19 protein-coding genes and 1 pseudogene are annotated in these 20,575 nt (G+C 61.7%); 5 read left to right on the forward strand and 15 right to left on the reverse strand.

What is annotated here, in order from left to right:
- Positions 1 to 25: 25 nt before the first annotated feature.
- The gene (locus RLCC275e_RS14180; protein WP_033181033.1) at positions 26 to 271 is read right to left on the reverse strand and encodes a DUF2164 domain-containing protein; all 246 of its coding nucleotides are present in this window, start codon (positions 269 to 271) and stop codon (positions 26 to 28) included.
- 132 nt (positions 272 to 403) lie between these two features.
- Between RLCC275e_RS14180 and RLCC275e_RS14185 the strand changes: the two genes are divergently transcribed.
- Positions 404 to 1,135 (forward strand): AzlC family ABC transporter permease, encoded by a 732-nt coding sequence (locus RLCC275e_RS14185; RefSeq protein ID WP_033180939.1) that lies wholly within the window; start codon positions 404 to 406, stop codon positions 1,133 to 1,135.
- 3 nt (positions 1,136 to 1,138) lie between these two features.
- Positions 1,139 to 1,447 (forward strand): AzlD family protein, encoded by a 309-nt coding sequence (locus RLCC275e_RS14190; protein ID WP_003541364.1) that lies wholly within the window; start codon positions 1,139 to 1,141, stop codon positions 1,445 to 1,447.
- 69 nt (positions 1,448 to 1,516) lie between these two features.
- Here RLCC275e_RS14190 and RLCC275e_RS14195 read toward each other — a convergent pair whose 3' ends face one another.
- Entirely contained in the window at positions 1,517 to 3,352 is a 1,836-nt protein-coding gene (locus RLCC275e_RS14195; protein WP_033180940.1) for an aminopeptidase P family protein, read from the reverse strand.
- Between the two features lie 279 nt (positions 3,353 to 3,631).
- On the opposite strand from RLCC275e_RS14195, the gene RLCC275e_RS14200 reads away from it, so the two are divergent.
- On the forward strand, positions 3,632 to 3,805 hold the full coding sequence (locus RLCC275e_RS14200; RefSeq protein WP_003541368.1) for a hypothetical protein: 174 nt from the start codon (positions 3,632 to 3,634) through the stop codon (positions 3,803 to 3,805).
- Positions 3,806 to 4,068: 263 nt separating this feature from the next.
- Here the strand turns inward: RLCC275e_RS14200 and RLCC275e_RS14205 are convergent, their stop codons facing one another.
- Together RLCC275e_RS14205 and RLCC275e_RS14210 are read right to left on the reverse strand one after the other, a co-directional pair.
- On the reverse strand, positions 4,069 to 4,947 hold the full coding sequence (locus RLCC275e_RS14205) for a 50S ribosomal protein L11 methyltransferase (RefSeq protein ID WP_033180941.1): 879 nt from the start codon (positions 4,945 to 4,947) through the stop codon (positions 4,069 to 4,071).
- 68 nt (positions 4,948 to 5,015) lie between these two features.
- Entirely contained in the window at positions 5,016 to 5,618 is a 603-nt protein-coding gene (locus RLCC275e_RS14210; protein ID WP_033180942.1) for an SCO family protein, read from the reverse strand.
- A 324-nt stretch (positions 5,619 to 5,942) separates the two neighbouring features.
- On the opposite strand from RLCC275e_RS14210, the gene RLCC275e_RS14215 reads away from it, so the two are divergent.
- Positions 5,943 to 6,413, forward strand: coding sequence for a chemotaxis protein CheW (locus tag RLCC275e_RS14215; RefSeq protein ID WP_003541378.1), 471 nt, complete (start codon positions 5,943 to 5,945; stop codon positions 6,411 to 6,413).
- Between the two features lie 253 nt (positions 6,414 to 6,666).
- On the opposite strand, the gene RLCC275e_RS14220 is transcribed toward RLCC275e_RS14215, so the two are convergent.
- Together RLCC275e_RS14220 and RLCC275e_RS14225 are read right to left on the reverse strand one after the other, a co-directional pair.
- Positions 6,667 to 7,161, reverse strand: a complete 495-nt coding sequence (locus RLCC275e_RS14220) for a CreA family protein (protein ID WP_033180943.1) — start codon at positions 7,159 to 7,161, stop codon at positions 6,667 to 6,669.
- A gap of 76 nt (positions 7,162 to 7,237) precedes the next feature.
- Positions 7,238 to 7,828, reverse strand: coding sequence for a 3'-5' exonuclease (locus RLCC275e_RS14225; RefSeq protein ID WP_033180944.1), 591 nt, complete (start codon positions 7,826 to 7,828; stop codon positions 7,238 to 7,240).
- A gap of 283 nt (positions 7,829 to 8,111) precedes the next feature.
- Here RLCC275e_RS14225 and RLCC275e_RS14230 point away from each other — a divergent pair, with 283 nt between their 5' ends.
- Positions 8,112 to 8,648 (forward strand): GNAT family N-acetyltransferase, encoded by a 537-nt coding sequence (locus tag RLCC275e_RS14230; protein WP_033180945.1) that lies wholly within the window; start codon positions 8,112 to 8,114, stop codon positions 8,646 to 8,648.
- A 31-nt stretch (positions 8,649 to 8,679) separates the two neighbouring features.
- Here RLCC275e_RS14230 and ligA read toward each other — a convergent pair whose 3' ends face one another.
- The 9 genes and pseudogenes from ligA to RLCC275e_RS14275 form a co-directional block, all read right to left on the reverse strand.
- Complete coding sequence (ligA, locus tag RLCC275e_RS14235; protein WP_033180946.1) at positions 8,680 to 10,836, reverse strand: NAD-dependent DNA ligase LigA; 2,157 nt, start codon at positions 10,834 to 10,836, stop codon at positions 8,680 to 8,682.
- A gap of 98 nt (positions 10,837 to 10,934) precedes the next feature.
- Positions 10,935 to 11,462 (reverse strand): annotated as a pseudogene (locus RLCC275e_RS14240) (DUF6886 family protein).
- 99 nt (positions 11,463 to 11,561) lie between these two features.
- A complete protein-coding gene (recN, locus tag RLCC275e_RS14245; protein WP_033180947.1) occupies positions 11,562 to 13,235 on the reverse strand; it encodes a DNA repair protein RecN in 1,674 nt (557 codons plus the stop codon).
- Between the two features lie 5 nt (positions 13,236 to 13,240).
- A complete protein-coding gene (locus RLCC275e_RS14250) occupies positions 13,241 to 14,110 on the reverse strand; it encodes an outer membrane protein assembly factor BamD (protein WP_171816916.1) in 870 nt (289 codons plus the stop codon).
- 257 nt (positions 14,111 to 14,367) lie between these two features.
- Positions 14,368 to 15,324 carry a UDP-3-O-acyl-N-acetylglucosamine deacetylase gene (gene lpxC / locus RLCC275e_RS14255; protein WP_033180948.1) on the reverse strand — a complete coding sequence of 319 codons (957 nt, stop codon included), beginning with the start codon at positions 15,322 to 15,324 and terminating at the stop codon, positions 14,368 to 14,370.
- A 260-nt stretch (positions 15,325 to 15,584) separates the two neighbouring features.
- Positions 15,585 to 17,303, reverse strand: a complete 1,719-nt coding sequence (gene ftsZ, locus RLCC275e_RS14260) for a cell division protein FtsZ (RefSeq protein WP_033180949.1) — start codon at positions 17,301 to 17,303, stop codon at positions 15,585 to 15,587.
- A 55-nt stretch (positions 17,304 to 17,358) separates the two neighbouring features.
- Positions 17,359 to 18,690 carry a cell division protein FtsA gene (gene ftsA, locus RLCC275e_RS14265; protein ID WP_012758279.1) on the reverse strand — a complete coding sequence of 444 codons (1,332 nt, stop codon included), beginning with the start codon at positions 18,688 to 18,690 and terminating at the stop codon, positions 17,359 to 17,361.
- Positions 18,687 to 19,619: a cell division protein FtsQ/DivIB gene (locus RLCC275e_RS14270; RefSeq protein WP_033180950.1), complete on the reverse strand. Its 933-nt coding sequence runs from the start codon at positions 19,617 to 19,619 to the stop codon at positions 18,687 to 18,689. Before RLCC275e_RS14270 ends, ftsA begins: the two co-directional genes overlap by 4 nt.
- A complete protein-coding gene (locus RLCC275e_RS14275) occupies positions 19,607 to 20,533 on the reverse strand; it encodes a D-alanine--D-alanine ligase (RefSeq protein WP_033180951.1) in 927 nt (308 codons plus the stop codon). Before RLCC275e_RS14275 ends, RLCC275e_RS14270 begins: the two co-directional genes overlap by 13 nt.
- Positions 20,534 to 20,575 lie beyond the last annotated feature (42 nt).

The raw sequence follows: 20,575 nt of genomic DNA on the forward strand, positions 1-20,575 counted from the left end.
CGAATCTGAAAGATCGCGACGCGCTTTAGAATTTTTCCTCCCTCTCAAGAAGATGGATATCCTCGGCTACGTCGTCCATTCTCTGCAATAAGGCGGCCTGGGCATCTCTCAGCCCTCGATTGTAGAAGTACGGCCCGATCTCCTCGGCGAAGAAGTCAAGCAGGAATTCAGCCGGCAATGCGCCGATGGGATCGAGTTCCCGGTCGAAATATGCGCGGATGCGCGAAACGATCTCAGCCTTTTCTTCCTTCGAAAATTCGATCTTTTTCATGGTTGCCTCTTTGCGAATGCGATCGGGACTTCGATGGTTCAGCAAAATCGATTGGTCAATCAAGGAAATTCAATTGCGGTCGCAAGCCGCAGACCATAAGGGAAAACTTGAATTCCAACTGGACAAGATCGCATGAATCGCGCCGACTTTGTTGAAGGTTTGCGGGGCGGCTCCGCCGTTGCGCTGGCATCGGCGCCCTTTGGCGCTCTCTTCGGAGCGCTTGCGGTCGAAAACGGCATGTCGCTCTCCGAAGCCGCCTTCATGAGCGCCACCGTCTATGCCGGCGCCAGCCAGATGGTCGGCATCGAACTCTTCGGTCACAATGTCCACGCCTGGCTGATCGTACTGTCGATCCTCGCCGTCAATTTCCGCCACGTGCTCTATTCGGCGGCGCTGGCGCGCTACATCGGGCATTTCACGCCGGTGCAGAAATTCTTCACCTTCTTCCTGCTCGTCGATCCGCAATTCGCCGAAGCGGTAAAGCGCGCCGAGACCGGCCGGCAACTCACCTTCGCTTGGTATTTCGGCTTTGCCATCATCATCTACATTCCCTGGGTGCTGATCAGCGTCGCCGGCGGCATGCTCGGCGGCTTCATCGGCGATCCCAAGGCCATCGGCCTCGACATCCTGCTGCCGGCTTATTTCCTCGGCATCGTCCTCGGCTTCCGCAAGCGAGACAATTTCCTGCCTGTGGCGCTCGTCAGCGCGGTGGCTTCCGTGTTCGCCTACCGTTACGTCGGCTCGCCCTGGCATGTCAGCCTCGGTGCTGCCGCCGGCATCGCGCTCGCCGCCGTGCTGCCTTTGCCGCCGCAAGAGGCTGATCTCGAAGCCGACGCCCTCAAATCTGAAGTGCACGAGGTCTGAGCCATGGAATTCGATCTTCACATGGCGCTCGTCATCCTCGCCGCAGCCGCCGCCACCTTCGCCACCCGCATCGGCGGCTATATCCTCATCACCCGAATGAAGAGCATCCCCCCGCGCATGGAGGCGGCGCTGAATGCCGTGCCGGCCGCCGTGCTGACGACGCTGGTTGCCCCCGCTTTCTTCATCGGCGGCTGGGAATCGAAGCTGGCGCTAATCGTCGCCCTCTTCATCGGCCTGCGCTTCAGCCATACATGGATGCTGGTCGCCGCCTGGATCGTCGTGATGAGCTGGCGCCACACGATCGGCGCTTGAGCACCGGCCCGAAAGCCGGCGCAGAAATTCAAGGCATTACAGCGTCGCCGACGCTGTAATGCTGTTTTCTCAATATTCCAGCGGCAGTGTCGCGTTTTCGAGCCACGCCCTGACATCGTGAACATGGATGAGCGGCATCAGCGCCTCACATGTGCGGCGATGATAATCGTTGAACCAGTGTAGTTCGTCATGGGTCAGAAGCGCCGGAATGACCAGGCTGCGGTCGATCGGGCAGAAAGTCAGCGTCTCGAATCCGAGCATCGGCGCATCGCCGCCCTCGATCTCTTCGGCCCCGCGCACATAGATCAGGTTCTCGATGCGGATGCCGAAGCTGCCGGGCCGATAATAGCCCGGCTCGTTCGAAAGGATCATGCCGGGCAGCAGTTCCTGCGTCGAAAGCCTGGAGATGCGCTGCGGTCCCTCATGCACCGAGAGATAGGAGCCGACGCCGTGGCCTGTGCCGTGAGCGAAATCGGCGCCGGCCCGCCACAGTGCGATGCGCGCCAGCGGATCGAGATCGCAGCCGCGCGTGCCCTTGGGGAAACGCGCGGTGCTGATCTCTATCATCCCCTTCAGCACCAGCGTGAAGAAGCGCCGATGCTCTTCCGAAACTCTGCCGATGCCGACGGTGCGGGTGATGTCGGTCGTGCCGTTGATATATTGGGCGCCCGAATCGATCAGGAAGAGTTCGCCGGCCGCGATCATCCGGTTGGTCTCGGTCGTCACGCGGTAATGCATGATCGCCGCATGTTCGCCGGCGCCCGAAATCGTGTCGAAGGAAATGTCCTTCAGCGGGTTCTGCATGCTCTGGCCGACGCGGGCTCGCGCCGCTTCGAGATGCTCGGCGGCAGCGATCTCGCTCACCGTGCCGGGCTTTCTCTGCGACAGCCAATAGAGGAATTCAACCATCGCCGCGCCGTCCTGCAGATGCGCGGCGGCCGAGCCGTTGATCTCGACGTCGTTCTTCACTGCGCGCGGCAGCTTGGCGGGATCGGTGCCCTCCATCACTTCGCCGCCCGCCTTGCGGATAATCTCGGCCAGCGCATAGGCGGCGATATCGGGGTCGATCAGCACACGGCCGCCATCCATGGAAACGGCGGCGAGCTTTTCTTCCAGCGCCGACGGCGGCAGCTGCGTGGAGATCTGCGCGAGATAGGCCTCGGGCTCGATGCCGGTCTTGCGCTTGTCGAGGAAGATCTCGGCCCGCCCGTCGGCATGGATGATGGCACGCGCCAGCGGATGCGGCGTATGCGGCACGTCGGCGCCGCGGATATTGAAGGTCCAGGCGACCGAAGAGGGATCGGCGATCAACACCGCCGCAAGGTTCTTCTTCGAAAGATCGGCGGCGATCGTCGCGATCTTCTCCCTCGCCAGCACGCCGGCCTGCGCGACGTTCTGGATGCTGACTGCGCCGAGCGGCTCGGCCGGCCGGTCAGCCCAGAGCCTGTCGAGCGGATTGTGCGGCAGGAATATCAGCGTTCCACCGATCTGCGACAGCGCTTTTTCCAGACGGCGCACCTCGGCCCCTGCATGCAGCCAGGGGTCGATGCCGAGCCGCAGGCCATTGCTGCCGTTTGCGGCAAGCCAGACATGCGGCGGCTCATTGACGAGATCGCCGCCCGAAAAGACCGAACCGTCGACCTGTTCGGCAAGCTGCGTCACATAGCGCCCGTCGACGAAGACAATCGCCTGCGTGCGCAGGATGAGCGCAATACCGGCCGAACCGGTAAAGCCCGTCAGCCATGCCAAGCGCTCCGAACATGCGGGAACATATTCGCCGTTGAATTCATCGGCGCGCGGCACGAGGAAGGCGTCGATGCCGAGCGAATCGAAACCGGCGCGCAGCGCCGATACACGATCCCTGCCGAATTGCGGCGTGGAGGTAACCTCGAAAGACTGGAACATGCTGGAAACCCGAATGATTGAAACGAATCCGGTTAATGGGATGCCCGCTATGTTAGCGAAATTTCAACCGATGGGGAGAAAAAGCGACCAAACGGGTCGAAACCCCTGGGGCCGCTCAACATTTTGACGGAACTGTGACGCCAAAAGTTAATTTGGCACGCTTTATGCATTGGCCGCATGGCTCCCATGAGCAAAAACCTCTGCCTCCGCATTTCAGAATAGCTATATAGGCGTCATCGAACGGTTCGTGATGAACCTGTAAACAAAGGAATTCTTGAAATGACCGCCTCTCTCTCGCGCTTCGCATATAGCAGCCCGGTGCAGGCTGGCGAACGCCAGACCGTGCGTCACGTGATCGGCGCCCGCCGCCCGCAGAACGAGGACAGCCTCAAGCTGCTCGGCGCCGGCCAGCGGGCCACGCGCCACAAGGGCGCCCCCAGCTACGCGTTCTAAGCCTGAAAGCCAGTCCGTCTCCTCCCTCCCGGACCGGCCTATTGGAATGCAGTAGAGCCCGCTCGAGCGCTCCTCCCCTTGAGCTCGCGGGCATTGACCGGATAGACCGGTCTAGGGCGGTGCCATCGGCACCGCCTTTTTCTTTTGCCGATTTAGGATCCAATGCATGCCGCCCAAAACTGTGCAGCGGTTTAGGGATAACGGCATTGCATAAAAACAAGGACCTACTCGCGTTGCATGAATCAAATTCTATGCGACGCGCATTAGGGCCGGTCGAAGTGGATGGTCACCCAGCCGTTGCGCCAGATGGTTCTGACATGGCGAAGCCTCGCGCCACTATAGGCGGCAATCACCTTCCAGCGTTGCCCGGCAAGGATGCCGGAGAGAATGACCGATCCGCCAGGCGCAAGATGCGTCGCAAGCTTCGGCGCCATGCGGATCAGCGGCCGGGCGAGAATGTTGGCGATGATGAGATCGAAGGGACCATGCTCGGAAAAGGCCGTCGAATGAAAGCCCGGCGCGGTCCTGGTGACGATGCCCGAGGCGATGCCGTTGCGGCGCACGTTCTCGGCCGCCACCTTCGTCGCGATCGGATCGATGTCGGTCGCCAGCACCGGTATGTTCCTGAGCTTGCGCACCGCAATCGCCAGTACGCCGCTGCCGGTGCCGAGATCGAGCGCGTTGCGGACTAGGCGCGAGCGCACCACGCTATCGATCACCTCGAGGCAGCCGGCCGTCGTGCCGTGATGGCCAGTGCCGAAGGCCTGGCCGGCATCGATCTCGATGGCAATATCGCCGGGGCGGATCTTGTCGCGGTCATGCGAGCCATGCACCAGGAAGCGCCCTGCTCGGACGGGCTTCAGCCCCTCCAGCGATTTCACCACCCAGTCGACCTCGGGGATGACTTCCCGCTCTAGCCGGGCATCAGGGAAAGAGGCCTTCAATGCGTCCTCGACGCGGGATTGCACCTCAGCCTCGTCCTCGGCCATCATGTAGATCGAGGCTTCCCAGATATCCTTCTTCTCATCGATCTCGGTGGTGCCGATGGCAAAGTCTTCTTCACCGAAGACCGCGCTCAGAAGGTCGAGGATCTCTTCGGCCTTGCTTTCGGTCGTCGTCACGTAAAGGCGGATTTCACTCACGATAGGCGGTCTTTCCCGTTTCCGTTGCCCGCCATCGGTCGAGCCAACGCCCCATCACGCTGAAACCATCACCCCTTGTTGACGAGATTCTCCAGCTTCTTTACCGCCGTGTCCGGGTTTTCGCCATAGGCGATTGTTCCGGAAAACCGCCCGGCCGAATCGAGCAGGAAGACCGAGGCGGTGTGATCCATCGTATAGTCGCCGTTCGGATCCTTCTCGTCGACCGGCACTTTCTTGGCGTAGACGCGGAACCCCTTGACGACCTCGGCGATCTTATCAGGCGCGCCTGAAATGCCGGTGATGCGCTTGGAAACATTGGAGACGTATTCGTTCATGATCTCGGGCGTGTCGCGCTCCGGATCGACGGTGACGAAATAGGCCTGCAGCTTGTCGCCCTTCGGATCGACCTTCTCCATCCAGCCGTTCAGCTCGAAAAGCGTCGTCGGGCAGACTTCCGGGCAATGGGTGAAGCCGAAGAACAGCGCCGTCGGCTTGCCGCGTAAAGCCTGCTCGGTGATCGGCTGTCCGCTTTGGGAAATCAGCGTGAAAGGCACGCCGAAGGGAGCCTCCGCCACCACATCCTTCGACTTCGTCAGGTTGAGCGTAAACGCTCCGAGAAACCCGGCCAGTATCAGGACACCGACCCAGACGGCGATGCGGAATGTCTTCATTGGCATGATCCTCGATCCAGGCGGATATCTGCTGCCCACCCTTTGCCCCGCGTGATTATAACCTCGACCGGACGCGCGCAATTCAAGAATATGTTTTCTGACCGGTGATAAATTGTCTCACCGATAGAAACTGCAATGGCAATGAAATCCGACCTCAGGAATCTACGCGGATCAAAAATGGCATGTTTGTGAATAGTTTGCCTTTAGAGCGACGGGTAATCTGAAAATACATATCGTTAGGAAAGACTTAAGCCGTCACATATATATTTAACAGCAGTTCTGCATCGCCTCTCCCGCCGGGGACAACTGGGAAGAATTCTGACCATGAACAACAACAACGCCATCAAGCAGTCGGGCGCTTATCTCGAAATCGTTTCGTTCCACCTGGGCGATCAGGAATTCTGCATCGACATCATGGCCATCCGCGAAATCCGCGGCTGGGCACCAGTGACGCCGATGCCGCACACCCCGCCCTACGTCTTGGGTCTCATCAACCTGCGCGGCGCCGTGATCCCCGTTATCGACATGGCCTGCCGCCTCGGCATGAAGATGACCGAGCCCTCCGAGCGCTCGGCGATCATCGTCACCGACATCGCCGGCAAGCTGGTCGGCCTGCTGGTCGAGCAGGTTTCCGACATGATGACCATCAAGAGCGAAGACCTGCAGCCGCCGCCGGAAATCATCCCGGAAGCCCAGCGCGCCTTCTGCCGCGGCATCGTCGCGCTCGAAAAGACCATGGTGTGCTTCTTGAACCTCGACACGGTCATTGCCGACGAGCTGACGCAGGCCGCCTGAGGAATACTCATATCTGGAATTCGAAGGCCCGGCTCGTCCGGGCCTTTTCGTTTGATGCAGGAGCAAAGCGGGCATAGAATCAGCTTTTAGGAAGCCCCCTCCCCAACCCCTCCCCACAAGGGGGAGGGACTACCCGGAGCGCCCGCCTCGTTCATCTCGAAACGTGCGGCAGTTTAAGCCCCTCCCCTTGTGGGGAGGGGTTTGGGGCGGTGTCTTCAACAATGCGGGGGAAAGCTCCCGGAACCTCCCCGCCTTATTGCGGCTTCCCATTCTTCCAGGTCACGCTCTGCCCATAGAGCGGAATGGTCGAGATCGACATCTTCGCCGAACCGTCGGTCAGTTCGCGCGAATGGGCGAGATAGATAAGCGTGTCGTTCGTCTTGTCGTAGATGCGGTTGACGACCAGCGTCTTCCAGATCAGCGACATGCCCTGGCGGAACACCTCGCTGCCATCCTTGGACAGGTCGATATTTCCGATCTCGATCGGCCCGGTCTGCCGGCAGGCGATGGAATTGTTGGATGGGTCCTCGAACCAGTTGCCGTTCTTGAACCGGTCGATCAGGCTGCGGTCGAAATAGGTGACGTGACAGGTGATGCCCTTGACCTCAGGGTCGGAGACCGCCTCGACAATGATGTCGTTGCCGATCCAGTCGACCCCGACCTTGCCGACGACTTCGGCTGAGGCAGCACCTGCGGAAAGGACGGAGAAGGAAAAGGCGGCTAGGAGAAGATTGCGCAGTCTGGACATGGCGGCTCCCTGAATAATCCGCATTCTAGATAAGCATGCACCCATGCTTTGCAAGAAATGGGGCTCGCGGAAGGGCTCAGCCTTTTCGGCAGGTGCAGGGCTCATAGGCCTGCGCCGTCAGCCGACCTGGCTTCATGCCGATCAACGACGGTATGGCGTGGACGGCATGGGCCTTGACCGCCCTTGCCATCTCGATGGCGGCCGCTGCGCAGACGGCGGCATCTTCGGCGGCGTTGTGGTGCACGAAACGCAGGCCAAGATGCTCGGCGATCAGGTTCAGCCGGTGCGAGAGGAAATGCGGCCAGATCCGCTGCGCCATCTTCAGGCTGCAGAGATAGGTAAGCTCCGGATAGGATTGCCGGTAGAGATCGAGGCTCGCCCGCCAGACGCTGAAATCGAAGGCGGCATTGTGCGCGATCATCGTCGCGCCGCGAAAATCCTCCTCGAACTCATCCATTACCTCGGGAAACTCGGGCGCATCCTCGACATGCTCCGGCCGGATGCCATGGATCGCGATGTTCATGCCTGAAAAGCGCATGTCCCGCGGCCGGATCAGCCGCTCCTCGACGCGCGTCACCCTGCCTTCCTCGATCCAGGCAAGGCCGACGGAACAGGCGCTACCGCGCTGCTCGTTCGCCGTCTCGAAGTCAATCGCGATGGTCTTCAAATCATCAGCCCGAATCGTTTCTTCAGGAACAGGAATACCGCCCCGCTTCCAGCCGCGCAAATTCGACACGACGCCCGATTGACTTTTTAACGCGCATATCGAAACTTGCCGCCATGATCGTTTCCCTAACCATGGCAGCGCTTATCCATCACACCACGACCCTTGAAGGGTACGCGGGAGCGATGGCGCGTTAGCAGCGATCCGATCATCATCCCGAAACCCTGCCGAGGCGAGCAGGGTTTTCGGAAACCGGCTCTCCTCCCGACCCCGATGGAGAGCATGAATGTCCGAAAACGAAGAGAATGAACCTCGCGGCCGAGCGCACCTGCCGGATGGCGTCCTCGTGCGCGCCGTCCGCCTGTCCGATGCGGAGGAGATCACCGATCTCATAAATCTGCCGGGCTACCGGGCCGGCACCTTACGGCCGCCATACCAGAGGATCGAAGAGGTTCGCAAACACATGGAAAATCCGTCGCCCGGCGCGCTCAACCTCGTCGTCACCCTGGACGGCAAAATCGTCGGCAATGCCGGCCTCAACCGTCTCTCCGGCCGCAGGCAGCACGTCGCCAGCATCGGCATGGGTGTGCATGATGACTTCACCGGCCGCGGCTTCGGCCGGATCGTGCTCGGGGCGATGGTCGACGCCGCCGATGACTGGCTCGATATCAAACGGCTGGAACTGACTGTCTACACCGATAACGATGTGGCCATCGGCCTCTACCGGAAATTCGGCTTCGAGCAGGAAGGCCTGCTGAAGGCCTTCGGATATCGCGCCGGTCAATACGTCGATGCCTATACGATGGCGCGGCTCAGGCTTTGAGTAAACGGGCTGGCGGCTTGCCGTCAGCCCCTCACCCGCTGATCAGTGCCAGCCATTCGTCCTCGTCCATCGTCTGCACGCCGAGTTCGCGCGCCTTGTCGAGCTTGGAGCCGGCGCCGGGGCCGGCGACGACGATGTCGGTCTTCTTCGAGACCGATCCCGCCACCTTGGCGCCGAGGCTTTCCGCCCTCGCCTTTGCCTCGTCGCGGGTAAACTTTTCCAGCGAGCCGGTGAAAACCACGGTCTTACCGGCAACCGGGCTGCCTGCCGTCTTCGGTTGTTCGGCCTCCTCGGGCGTCACTTCCTCAAGCAGTCGGTTGATCACCTCGACATTGCGCGGCTCCTTGTAGAATTCGACGATGGCGCGCGCCACGACCTCGCCGATACCTTCGATGGCGTTGAGATCGCTCCAGGCGTCGCCGGAAAGCGCCTCGGCCTCTCGCATCGCGGTTTCAAAGGCCGCATAGGTGCCATAGGAGCGCGCCAAGAGCTTCGCCGTGGTCTCCCCGACATGACGGATGCCGAGCGCGTAGATGAAGCGGTGGAGCGCGATGCTGCGCCGTTCGGTGATCGCCGCATAGAGCTTGCCGACACTGACCTTGCCGAAGCCGTCGATATTCTCCAGCTTGGTCAGCGATTGCTGCTGACGCTTCTCCAGCGTGAAGATATCGGGTGCAGTGCGGATCTGCAGCGACGCGTCCTCGTTTTCGAAAAAGAAGTCGATCTGCTTCGAACCGAGCCCTTCAATATCGAAAGCGTTGCGCGAAACGAAGTGCTTCAAATGCTCCGTCGCCTGCGCCCTGCAGATGAAGCCGCCGGTGCAGCGGGTGACCGAATCGAGCTTGCCGGTCTTCTCATGCCTTTCACGCACGGCATGCGAACCGCAGACCGGGCAGGTCTTCGGAAATTCATAAGGCCTGGCCTCGGCCGGCCGCTTTTCCATGACGACGTCGAGGACCTGCGGTATCACATCGCCTGCGCGCTGTACGATGACGGTATCGCCGATGCGGATATCGTGCTCGTCGTCGCGGATGCGCTCACCGCTATTGCCGATGCCGCTGATGTAATCCGCGTTGTGCAGCGTCGCATTGGTGACGACAACGCCGCCGACCGTGATCGGCGTCAATCGCGCGACAGGGGTCAAAGCGCCGGTGCGGCCAACCTGGATGTCGATATTCTCGACGATCGTGAAGGCCTGTTCGGCAGGAAACTTGTGCGCCGTCGCCCAGCGCGGCGAACGCGAGCGGAAGCCAAGCCGGGCCTGCAGCTCGAGACTGTCGACCTTATAGACGACGCCGTCGATGTCGTAGTCGAGATCCGGGCGCTCGAGGCCGATCTCGTCATAATGCGCCAGGATGTCGGCGACCGAGTTCAACCGTTTCATCAGCGGATTGACCGGGAAACCCCAGTCCTTGAAGGTCTGCACCATGGCAAATTGCGTATCGGCCGGCATCTCCGACATCTCGCCCCAGGCGTAGGCGAAGAATTTCAGCTTGCGGCTCGCCGTCACCTTGGCGTCGAGCTGGCGCAGCGATCCAGCAGCCGTATTGCGCGGATTGACATAGGTCTGCTTGCCCTCCGCCTCCATCTGCCGGTTCAGCGCCAGGAAGTCGCTCTTGGCCATATAGACCTCGCCGCGGACCTCCACGACAGCGGGCACGCCTTTCGGCAGCTCGTTGGGGATCTCGGCGATGGTCCGGATGTTGGCAGTGACGTTCTCCCCCGTCGTGCCGTCGCCACGCGTTGCAGCGGTCACCAGCCTACCGTTTTCATAACGGATCGACATCGAGAGCCCGTCGATCTTCGGCTCGGCGGTAAAGGCGATCGACTGGTCCGGCAGCCGGCCGAGGAAGCGATAGACGCCGGCGACAAAATCCTGCACGTCCTCCTGCGAGAAAGTGTTGTCGAGCGACAGCATCGGCCGCGCGTGGGTGACGGGCGAGAACGTGACGGAGGGCGCCGCACCGACATGCCGCGATGGGCTGTCTTCGCGGATCAACTCAGGAAACCGCACTTCCAGCGCATCATTGCGACGCTTCAGCGCATCGTAATCGGCATCCGAAATCTCCGGCTGGTCCTTGCCGTGATAGAGCGCATCGTGATGCGCAATCTCCTTTGCCAGCCGTTCAAGCTCGGCGGCAGCCTCTTCGATCGTCAACGTGTCGACGGCGGAACCTTCGGTGGACATGGAACATCACTCCAGAGAATCTGCATTGTTTTTTAGAGCAAAATTTCCGGATGAAAAGAGTGGCCGCGGTCCTTCGAAAGGAAGATCGGTTGCCCGGCCTATCCCCAATCCCTGGCATTGCGCAGCCGGATGCCGCTGACATGCAGGCTGGTGTTCCAGAGGTTCTTCAACGGCCGCAGGCTATCGACCACCCTGAGCTCCACCCCGCGCGGCGCAAACTCCTGGTCGAGCCGCAAGATGGTGGTCCTCTCCATGGGAATGACGCGCCCGCGGGCCACCCACATGCCGGCATCACCCAGATCCTCGAAGCCCTCGGCCGGCATCTCCTAACGTTGGATCGTCTCCGCTTCGAGCCTCTCCAGCCAATGACGCTCGACATAGGCAACGGCGCGCCATTCACCGAGCCAATGCCGCCGTTCGGCCTCCGGCGTGTCCGGCGTCGCCCAGAGCAGGATGCGGGGACAATCGCGCGGAAAGAGATACATGAAGTCATGATCGGCATCGATTGCCCAGACGAGCGGACCGTTCAGCCATTCCCGGCCGGGCGCGCGGGCAGACGGGACGCGAACCGGGCGTGGCTCGAACGCCGCGATCTTGGAATCGTCGCTGAAATGGAAAAGTCGCATGGCTTGAGCTCGCCGCCGATCGGGAAGCTTCAGCGCATATCGCGCCGCGGGATGATTGTCATCCCGCCGGCCTAAGCGGAAAGAGCGTCGGAAGAAATATCAGCCGTTGCCGGCCAGCAGCCGCTTAGCCGCAGCCCGCGCCTCTTCGGTGACCGAAGCCCCGGCCAGCATACGGGCGATCTCCTCGGTACGGTCCTTCTGCGCCATCGTCGCGACGCGCGTGGCGATCTTTTCCGAACCGTCGGCCGACGGTCCCTTGGAAATCAAGAGATGCGTCGCCGCCCGCGCCGCGACCTGCGGCGCATGCGTGACCGACAGCACCTGCACCCGCTCCGACAGCCGCTTCAGCCGCTGACCGATCGCATCGGCCACCGCGCCGCCGACGCCGGTGTCAATTTCGTCGAAGACCAGCGTCGGGGCCGATCCGCGATCGGCGAGCGCCACCTTCAACGCCAGCAAGAAACGCGAGAGTTCACCGCCGGAAGCGACCTTCATGATCGAGCCCGGCCGCGTGCCCGGATTGGTCTGGACATGGAACTCGACGACGTCGATGCCTTCGGCCAACGCCTCGCCCGCATCGGTGCTGATCTCGACCATGAAACGGGCGCGTTCGAGTTTCAACGCAGGCAGCTCGGCCATGACAGCCCCAGCCAATGCTGTGCCGGCATGATGGCGCTTGTCTGACAGCGAGCGCGCCGCCGCATCGTAATTTTCCCGCGCCAGGCCGACCTCGGCTTCTAGCCGCGTAAGCCGCTCCTCGCCCGCGTCGAGATCGGCAAGATCGGCGATCATCCGCACGGCAAGCGCCGGCAGCTCGGTGACGGGCACGGAATATTTGCGCGAGGCGGCCCTGAGCGCGAAAAGCCGCTCTTCCACCCGCTCCAGCTCTCTCGGATCGTATTCGGTCTTGCGCAGTGCCGCCTCGACTTCCATCTGCGCGTTGGAAAGCTGATCGAGCGCGGCATCCAGCAGCGTCACGGTGTCTTCGAGCAGTCCCGGCGCCTCATGGCTCTTGCGCTCCAGCCGGCGCACCAGCGAGGCGATATGGGGCACCGGCGAGGCATTGCCGTTCAGGAATTCGGACGCCTCGGCGATATCGCCGGCGATTCGCTCGGCTTTCATCATCTTCTGGCGGCGATCGGCGAGTTCTTCCTCCTCGCCGTCCTGCGGCGAGAGCTTCTCGAGTTCCTCGACCGAAGAGCGCAGATAGTCGGCTTCGCGCGCCGCACTTTCGACCTTCTCGCGGTGCTTCTTCAGCGTCCGCTCACTGTCGCGCCACAGGCGATAGAGCCGGGAGACCTCCGAAACCTCGTCGGTCAGGCCGGCGAAGGCATCGAGCAGCGTGCGGTGGGCATTGGTGTCGACAAGGGCGCGATCGTCGTGCTGTCCGTGGATTTCGACCAGCAACTGACCGGCCTGGCGCATCAGCTGCACGCTGACCGGCTGGTCGTTGACATAGGCCTTGGTGCGCCCGTCCGCCGATTGTTGGCGGCGGAAAATCAGGTCGCCCTCGTCATCGATGCCGTTTTCGCGCAGGAGCGTGCGGGCGCCGTGTTCCATGCCGACGTCGAACACCGCCGTTACCTGGCCTTTGTCCTCGCCATGGCGCACTAGGTCGCCGTCGCCGCGCCCACCAAGCGCCAGCGACAGGCTGTCGAGCAGTATGGATTTGCCCGCCCCGGTCTCGCCCGTGAGCACGGAGAGGCCGGTCTCGAAGGCAAGATCCAGCCGCTCGATCAGGACGATATCGCGGATCGAAAGCTGGATCAGCATTGGCCTCAGGAACCGAGAAGAAGTTTCTTGCCCGCTGCCGCGATCCACGAGCCCTTGTTTTCACGCGGCTCGGCACCGCCGCTCTGCAGCAGCTTGTAGGAATCAGCATACCACTGGCTGTCGGGATAATTGTGACCGAGAACGGCAGCGGCTGTCTGCGCCTCGTCGACGATGCCCATGGCGTAGTAAGCTTCGACGAGACGCGCCAGCGCCTCTTCGATCTGGTTGGTATTCGGATATTTCTCGACGACGATGCGGAAGCGCGAGATCGCGGCGAGATATTCCTTCCGCTCCATGTAGTAGCGGCCGATCTGCATTTCCTTGCCGGCCAGCTGATCGCGCGCAAAGCGGATCTTCGCCTGTGCGTCGTCGACATATTCGGAGTTCGGATAATTGTCGATGACGGCCTGCATCGACTCGATCGTCTTGGCCGAGGCGCGCTGGTCCTGCGTCACGTCCACGATCTGCTTGGAATAGGTGAGACCGATGAGATATTGCACATAGGCAGCATCCTGGGACTTCGGATATTGCGACATGTAGCGGTTGCCGGAAGCAAGCGCATCGTCCAAACGGCCCTGGCGGTATTTGACGAAGGTGCTCATCACAAGCGCCTTGCGCGCCCATTCGGAGAACGGGTTTTCGCGGTCGATCGCGTCGAACTTGCGCGCCGCTTCCGCCATGTTGCCAGCCTTCATATTGGCAAGGCCCTGGGTGTAGAGCACGTCAGGCGGATCGGTTTCGAGTCCGAGCTTGGTGATGTCGATATCGGGATCCGACTGGCAACCGGAGATCGAGGCGCCTGCGCTGAGCACCAGAAGCGATGCGAACAAAGCGCGCGCTGTCTTCATCATACCTTCAGATCCTGCATAACCCATTCGAAAGAACCCCACTGCTGCCGCTCTCTCCACGGCAGCCACGCCTCGCTGGCGTTTCTAGCCACAAATGTGCATCAAGAGCAACGCAATGATAAGGCATTAACGCATTTTTGTGGCAGCAGCCGCAGAATGATCGGCTTTTCAACTTCTTCCCGACCTGTGGCGGCCAAGCATCGGTCTATCGCCGCAGACACGGCCGGACATAAAAAAACCGCCTCCGGGAAAGAGGCGGCCTGGTCTTGAGAATATGCTGGAGGTCATGCCGACCAGGGAGCGAATTCCGAAGCGCTGACTGCAATCAGTTCGCGGGCAGCGACACGCTGGCGCGGCGTCGACGTCTCCACAACCTCGTAGGCGGAGGGATCGGCGAGCAACGCCTTCAGCGCATTGGCATTCATCTTGTGACCGCCGCGATAGGAACGGTAGCAACCGATGAACTGGACGCCGGCAAGAGACAGATCGCCGACGGCATCGAGCGTCTTGTGGCGGACGAATTCATCCTTGGCGTAACGCAGCCCTTCGACGTTGATGACGGTGTTGTCGTCCGAGATGACGACGGAATTTTCAAGCGAGGAGCCGAGCGCGTGACCCGACGCCCAGAGACGCTCGACATCGCGCATGAACCCGAAGGTGCGGGCGCGGGAAAGCTCGGCCTTGAAGACGGCGGCGGTCATGTCACCGGCCCACTTCTGTCGGCCGATCAGCGGGCAGTCGAAATCGATCTCGACTTCGAAGCGCATACCGTCATAGGGGCGGAATTCGCTCCATGAGCCGCCATGCTCGATGCGCACCGGCTTGGTGATACGGATATAACGGCGCTTGACGCCCAACGAGACGAGACCGACCTGCTCGATCGCCTCGACGAAAGGCAGCGAGCTGCCGTCCATGATCGGCATTTCGGAGCCCTGCACCTCGATCACCACATTGTCGAGGCCAAGCGCATATACAGCAGCCATGACATGCTCGATCGTCGCGACAGAATGGGCGGGTGAGAAGCCGAGTACGGTGCAGAGGTCAGTATTGCCGACCTGCGAAGAGACGGCCTTGAGTTCGGTGATGTCGCCATTGTCATGCAGGCGCTGGAAAACGACTCCGGTGTCCGATTCGGCCGGGTTCAGGGTGATCGAGACTTCTGCGCCCGAATGCACTCCGATGCCCGAAAGCGTCACGGGACGCGATACCGTCGTTTGAAAACCCAGCAAGCCAATTGCCATAAATTCTGCCTTTTATTCTTCCGTACCGGCGGCATGTCCGATCGGCGCGGTCATCGTTCATTCTGCGGAAGGAGCTGTTGAAAGCCTCCTAGCGCAGTTTTCTTGCACCATACTTACGTGCGCCGGCGCTCCAATCCAAATCACTGTTTCTTTCGCTTTGTTACGAAGTCAGACGATTGAAATCGCTTGCGAATCACAGGCTAAAAAACAGCAATGCCCGGGACCTTGATCCCGGGCATGAACGGTGCCGAAGCACGCACTCAGTTCGACTGGCGACGCAGGAATGCCGGGATTTCCAGCTGGTCGTCTTCCTGCATCATCCGGGCCTGCGGAACTGCGCGGCCCTGGTCATCGAGGTTGCCGCGGCGCGGTGCGTAGAGGCTTGCCTCCGGCGACAGCGGACGGCGCTGCTGCGAAGCGGCCGGCGGTGCTGCGGTCATATCGGCGGCGACGGCGTCGTCGTCGCGGCGGCCAAGCGAATTGGTGATTCGCTTAAGCAGGCCCATCGGACCGCGCTCCTCCGCCGCATGGGCGGAAGCCGGCTGCGTGCGGTGGTCGAGTTCGGCCTGGACGACCGGCGGAAAATCCTCGACCTTCGGCATACGCATTGGTTCGGGCGCCTGGCGGATGGTCGGTTCGTGCCGGACCGGCTGCTGCTGGACCGGCTGGCTTATGACCGGCTGGCTCATAACGGGCGCGGGAGCCTGCTGCTGAACGGGGGCCGGACGCATTGCCGGAGCTTCCGGCGCAGGCGCGAAGATCTTGCTCTGCGGACGGAAGGTCTCCTGCTGTGGAGCCGGCTGCTGCAGCGGTGCGGCAGCACGCGGGGCCGAAATTTCGAGCTCGCGTTCCATCTCGGCTTCGCGGATGGTCTGCGCGATCGGATCCATGGCCTTCGGTGCCTGCATCACGGGGGCAGGCTGAACTGCGGCCGCTGCCGGAGCAACAGCCGCGGAGGGACGGATAACAGGCCTTGCTGCCGGCTGGAGGTTCCGTTCGGCGGCTTCGTTCATCGCCCGGTCGATGCCGGTTGCGACGACCGAGACGCGAATGATGCCTTCGAGCGATTCGTCGAAGGTAGCGCCGAGGATGATGTTGGCGTCCGGATCGACTTCCTCGCGGATGCGGGTCGCGGCTTCGTCGACTTCGAAGAGGGTGAGGTCACGACCGCCGGTGATGGAGATCAGCAACCCTTGAGCGCCCTTCATCGAGGTTTCATCGAGCAGCGGGTTGGCGATCGCAGCCTCTGCGGCCTGCAGCGCGCGGCCGGAGCCGGAAGCTTCGCCGGTGCCCATCATCGCCCGGCCCATCTCGCGCATCACCGAGCGGACGTCGGCGAAGTCGAGGTTGATGAGGCCTTCCTTGACCATCAGGTCGGTGATGCAGGCAACGCCCGAATAGAGAACCTGGTCAGCCATGGCGAAGGCATCGGCGAAGGTCGTCTTGTCGTTGGCAATGCGGAAGAGGTTCTGGTTCGGAATGACGATCAGCGTATCGACAGACTTCTGCAGTTCCTGGATGCCCATCTCGGCCAGGCGCATGCGGCGCCCGCCTTCGAAATGGAACGGCTTGGTGACGACGCCGACCGTCAGGATGCCCTTGTTGCGGGCCGCCTGTGCGACAACCGGAGCAGCACCCGTGCCGGTGCCGCCGCCCATGCCGGCGGTGACGAAGCACATATGCGTGCCGTTCAGGTGATCGACGATCTCGTCGATGCACTCCTCGGCGGCCGCGCGGCCGACTTCCGGCTGCGAGCCGGCGCCGAGGCCTTCGGTGACGTTGACGCCGAGCTGGATGATGCGCTCAGCCTTCGTCATCGTCAGCGCCTGCGCATCCGTGTTGGCGACGACGAAGTCGACGCCCTGGAGGCCGGCGGTGATCATGTTGTTGACGGCATTGCCGCCTCCGCCGCCAACGCCGAACACGGTGATGCGCGGCTTCAGCTCTGTGATGTCAGGCTTTTGCAGCTTGATGGTCATGGTACCTGTTCCTTCTCTCTCTGGCCGCATCGCCACGCCGGCCAATTACGCAATTTCAGAAGCTTTCCTTCAGCCACTGGCCCATACGGGCAATGCGGCTGTTATTTCCTCCAAGCGACATGAGCAGACCGCTCTGTGACGCATGTGTCTCCATGTCCGCGACCTGCGGATAGATCATCAGGCCGACGGCCGTCGAAAAGGCCGGGCCCTTGGCCGCTGTCGGCAACCCCGAGACGCCCATCGGACGGCCGATGCGGACGTTGCGGGCGAGGATACGCCGCGCCACGTCGGCAAGGCCGGTCAGCTGGCTCGCCCCGCCGGTCAGCACGACGCGCTTGCCGACGATCGGGCTGAAGCCTGAGCGCTGGATACGGTCGCGGATCAGTTCCATCGTCTCTTCGATACGGGCCGAGACGATGCGCGAAACCAGTGCCCGCGGCACCTGTGACGGCTGGTCGCGATCGTCCTCGCCGATCGGCGGGATCGAGATCAGCTCGCGCTCGTCTGAGGAATTCGAAAGGGCCGAGGCATGCACGACCTTCAGCCGCTCCGCATCCTCGATGCGGGTCGAAAGACCGCGCGCCAGGTCGGTGGTGACGTGATGGCCGCCGAGGCCGACGGCATCCGTATGAACGAGCTTGCCCTCGGCAAAGACCGAGATCGTCGTCGTGCCGCCGCCCAAGTCGATCGCCGCGCAGCCGAGCTCGACCTCATCGTCGACGAGGGCCGCAAGGCCCGATGCATAGGGCGTCGCAACGATGCCCTCGACCGACAGATGAGCACGATTGACGCTAAGCTCGAGATTCTTCAGCGCCGAACGCTCCGCCGTCACCACATGCATGTCGACGCCGAGCGCATCGCCATACATCGCCAGCGGGTCGCGGATGCCGCGCTCGCCGTCGAGCGAAAAGCCGGTCGCCAGCGAATGCAGCACCGAGCGGTCCTGGCGCAGCGACTGCTGGCAAGCTGCCGACAGCACCTTCTTCAGATCGTTGAGCTCGACTTCCTGGCCGCCGAGGTCGATCGTCGCTGTGTAGATGTCGCTGCCGAGCCGGCCGGCCGTCAGGTTGACGATCAGGCTTTCTACAGTCAGCCCGGCCATGCGCTCGGCCGCGTCGACGGCAAGGCGGATGACGCCTTCCAGCGCATCAAGATCGGCGATGACGCCGGTCTTGATGCCACGGGAACGCTGGTGGCCGATGCCGATGATCTCGATATTGTGCGTGCGGCCCGGCAGGATCTGGCTTTCCTCGCGCGGCGTCAGCCGGCCGATCATGCAGACGACCTTGGTCGAACCGATGTCGAGCACCGAAACGACATGTGACCGCTTCGACGAAAGCGGCTTCAGGCGCGGCAATCCGAAATGGGATGAACCGAACAAGCTCATATATTCTGCCCCGCCTTCTTCAATTCTTTCGTACGCTCCGTCACTGCCGTCTGCCTGCGGACCGCCGCCTCCGGCGTCAGCTGGATCGCGGTTCTGTCGGACAGTCTGAGATCGACTGCGGCAATGTCCCGCTCCAGGAGCTGGTGCTCCTTGTCGAACTTCGAAAGCGTCGCCAGTGCCTGGTCGATACCGTCTTCCGGCAGCTTGACGACGACGCCGTTGTCCATGTGCAGGTCCCAGCGGCGGCCGGATATCCAGACATAAGCCTTCACGCGGGCCTTCACGTCAGGCCACTTCGAGAAGGCGTCGTCGAGCGAAGCCGCCGCCGTTTCGGCATCGCGGCCGACGACGAGCGGCAGCGCCGAAAACTTGTTGTCGCGTAGCGGCGCAATGACGCTGCCGTTCTTCTCGATCAGGGAAAGCTCCTGCCCGTGCTGCCAGATCGCATAGGCCTGGCGCTCCTTGAGCTTCACCTCGATCGTCTTCGGATAAATCTTGCGGACCTCGACATTCTCGACCCAGGGAAGCTGTGCGATCTTCCGGCGGGCGGCATCGACGTCGAGGGCAACCAGCGAGGTCGTGCCGTCAAGGCCGATCAGCTGCAGGATTTCGATTTCGGAGGTTTCCGAATTGCCGGAGACCTTCACGTCCTCGATCGCAAAACCCGCGGCCGTCGTTGTCGCCTGCGCGACGGCTTCGGTGTGACCGCCGAGCGACATGCCGTAAAGCCCCGTCGCGCCCAAGAAAGCGAGCGCCGAGACCGTGCCGGTATGAACAGGAATGTAAATGCGGCCGCTGCAGAGACTGATCAGAAAGCGCGTGACCCGGCGCAGCGGACGCGGCAGTACGAACCGCTCTTCGGCTTCCATGATCGGAAGCACGGCATGATGGCTGGGGCGCCCTATCTTTTTGACTGTCAACGCAAACAAGACGCGTCCTCCACCATCCACCGGAGAAACTGACCAAACGAATAGCCGGCATGACCGGCCATTTCGGGCACGAGCGAGGTTGGGGTCATACCTGGCTGGGTATTGACTTCCAGCCAGATGATTTCGCCGTCTTCGGAGAAACGATCGTCGTAACGAAAGTCGGACCGACTGACGCCGCGACAACCGATTGCCTGATGCGCCCTTAGGGACAATGTTTGTATTTTTTGGTAAATATTCGGTGAAATTCTCGCGGGGATGACGTGTTTTGAACCGCCTGCCGCATACTTGGAGTCGTAATCATAAAAATTGTGTCCCTGCGGCACCACTTCCGTGACACCAAGCGGAGTTTCGCCCATCACACCGCAGGTGAGTTCGCGACCGTAGACATAGCGCTCGACGATCACCTCTTCGCCGTAACGCCATTCGGGCGAGCTGACGATCTGTGGCGGATGCGCCTGATCTTCCGTGACGATAACGACGCCGAAGCTCGACCCTTCGCGGACGGGTTTCACCACATATGGCGGCTTCATCGGATGCGTCGAGGGAAAGGCGAAACGGTTGACCACCTGCGATTCGGCGACCGGAATGCCGGCGGCGGCGGCAACGAGCTTCGCCTTGTCCTTGTCCATCGCCAGCGCCGAGGCAAGCACGCCCGAATGCGTATAGGGGATTTCCAGATATTCGAGGATGCCCTGAATGGTGCCGTCCTCACCGAACGGGCCATGAAGCGCATTGAAGACGACATCGGGCTTCAGCGCAGCGAGTTTTTCGGAAACGTTACGCGCCACGTCGATGCGCGTCACGTCGAAGCCCTCCGCCTCGAGGGCTTCTGCGCAAGCCTTTCCCGAGGAAAGGCTGACAGGCCTTTCCGAGGAAAATCCGCCCATCAGGACAGCGACATGCTTGCGACTCATCAACACCCCCAAAAAATAACTTCCATTTTCGAAATCGACGCT

Origin of the sequence: Rhizobium brockwellii (assembly GCF_000769405.2) — a bacterium.
GTDB classification, from domain to species: Bacteria; Pseudomonadota; Alphaproteobacteria; order Rhizobiales; family Rhizobiaceae; genus Rhizobium; species Rhizobium brockwellii.

What these genes read in the sequence shown, in the direction of transcription:
- RLCC275e_RS14180 (WP_033181033.1), bottom strand. Translation starts at nt 271, where the DNA reads ATGAAAAAGATCGAATTTTCGAAGGAAGAAAAGGCTGAGATCGTTTCG.
- RLCC275e_RS14185 (WP_033180939.1), top strand. Translation starts at nt 404, where the DNA reads ATGAATCGCGCCGACTTTGTTGAAGGTTTGCGGGGCGGCTCCGCCGTT.
- RLCC275e_RS14190 (WP_003541364.1), top strand. Translation starts at nt 1,139, where the DNA reads ATGGAATTCGATCTTCACATGGCGCTCGTCATCCTCGCCGCAGCCGCC.
- RLCC275e_RS14195 (WP_033180940.1), bottom strand. Translation starts at nt 3,352, where the DNA reads ATGTTCCAGTCTTTCGAGGTTACCTCCACGCCGCAATTCGGCAGGGAT.
- RLCC275e_RS14200 (WP_003541368.1), top strand. Translation starts at nt 3,632, where the DNA reads ATGACCGCCTCTCTCTCGCGCTTCGCATATAGCAGCCCGGTGCAGGCT.
- RLCC275e_RS14210 (WP_033180942.1), bottom strand. Translation starts at nt 5,618, where the DNA reads ATGAAGACATTCCGCATCGCCGTCTGGGTCGGTGTCCTGATACTGGCC.
- RLCC275e_RS14215 (WP_003541378.1), top strand. Translation starts at nt 5,943, where the DNA reads ATGAACAACAACAACGCCATCAAGCAGTCGGGCGCTTATCTCGAAATC.
- RLCC275e_RS14220 (WP_033180943.1), bottom strand. Translation starts at nt 7,161, where the DNA reads ATGTCCAGACTGCGCAATCTTCTCCTAGCCGCCTTTTCCTTCTCCGTC.
- RLCC275e_RS14230 (WP_033180945.1), top strand. Translation starts at nt 8,112, where the DNA reads ATGTCCGAAAACGAAGAGAATGAACCTCGCGGCCGAGCGCACCTGCCG.
- ligA (WP_033180946.1), bottom strand. Translation starts at nt 10,836, where the DNA reads ATGTCCACCGAAGGTTCCGCCGTCGACACGTTGACGATCGAAGAGGCT.
- recN (WP_033180947.1), bottom strand. Translation starts at nt 13,235, where the DNA reads ATGCTGATCCAGCTTTCGATCCGCGATATCGTCCTGATCGAGCGGCTG.
- RLCC275e_RS14250 (WP_171816916.1), bottom strand. Translation starts at nt 14,110, where the DNA reads ATGGGTTATGCAGGATCTGAAGGTATGATGAAGACAGCGCGCGCTTTG.
- lpxC (WP_033180948.1), bottom strand. Translation starts at nt 15,324, where the DNA reads ATGGCAATTGGCTTGCTGGGTTTTCAAACGACGGTATCGCGTCCCGTG.
- ftsZ (WP_033180949.1), bottom strand. Translation starts at nt 17,303, where the DNA reads ATGACCATCAAGCTGCAAAAGCCTGACATCACAGAGCTGAAGCCGCGC.
- ftsA (WP_012758279.1), bottom strand. Translation starts at nt 18,690, where the DNA reads ATGAGCTTGTTCGGTTCATCCCATTTCGGATTGCCGCGCCTGAAGCCG.
- RLCC275e_RS14275 (WP_033180951.1), bottom strand. Translation starts at nt 20,533, where the DNA reads ATGAGTCGCAAGCATGTCGCTGTCCTGATGGGCGGATTTTCCTCGGAA.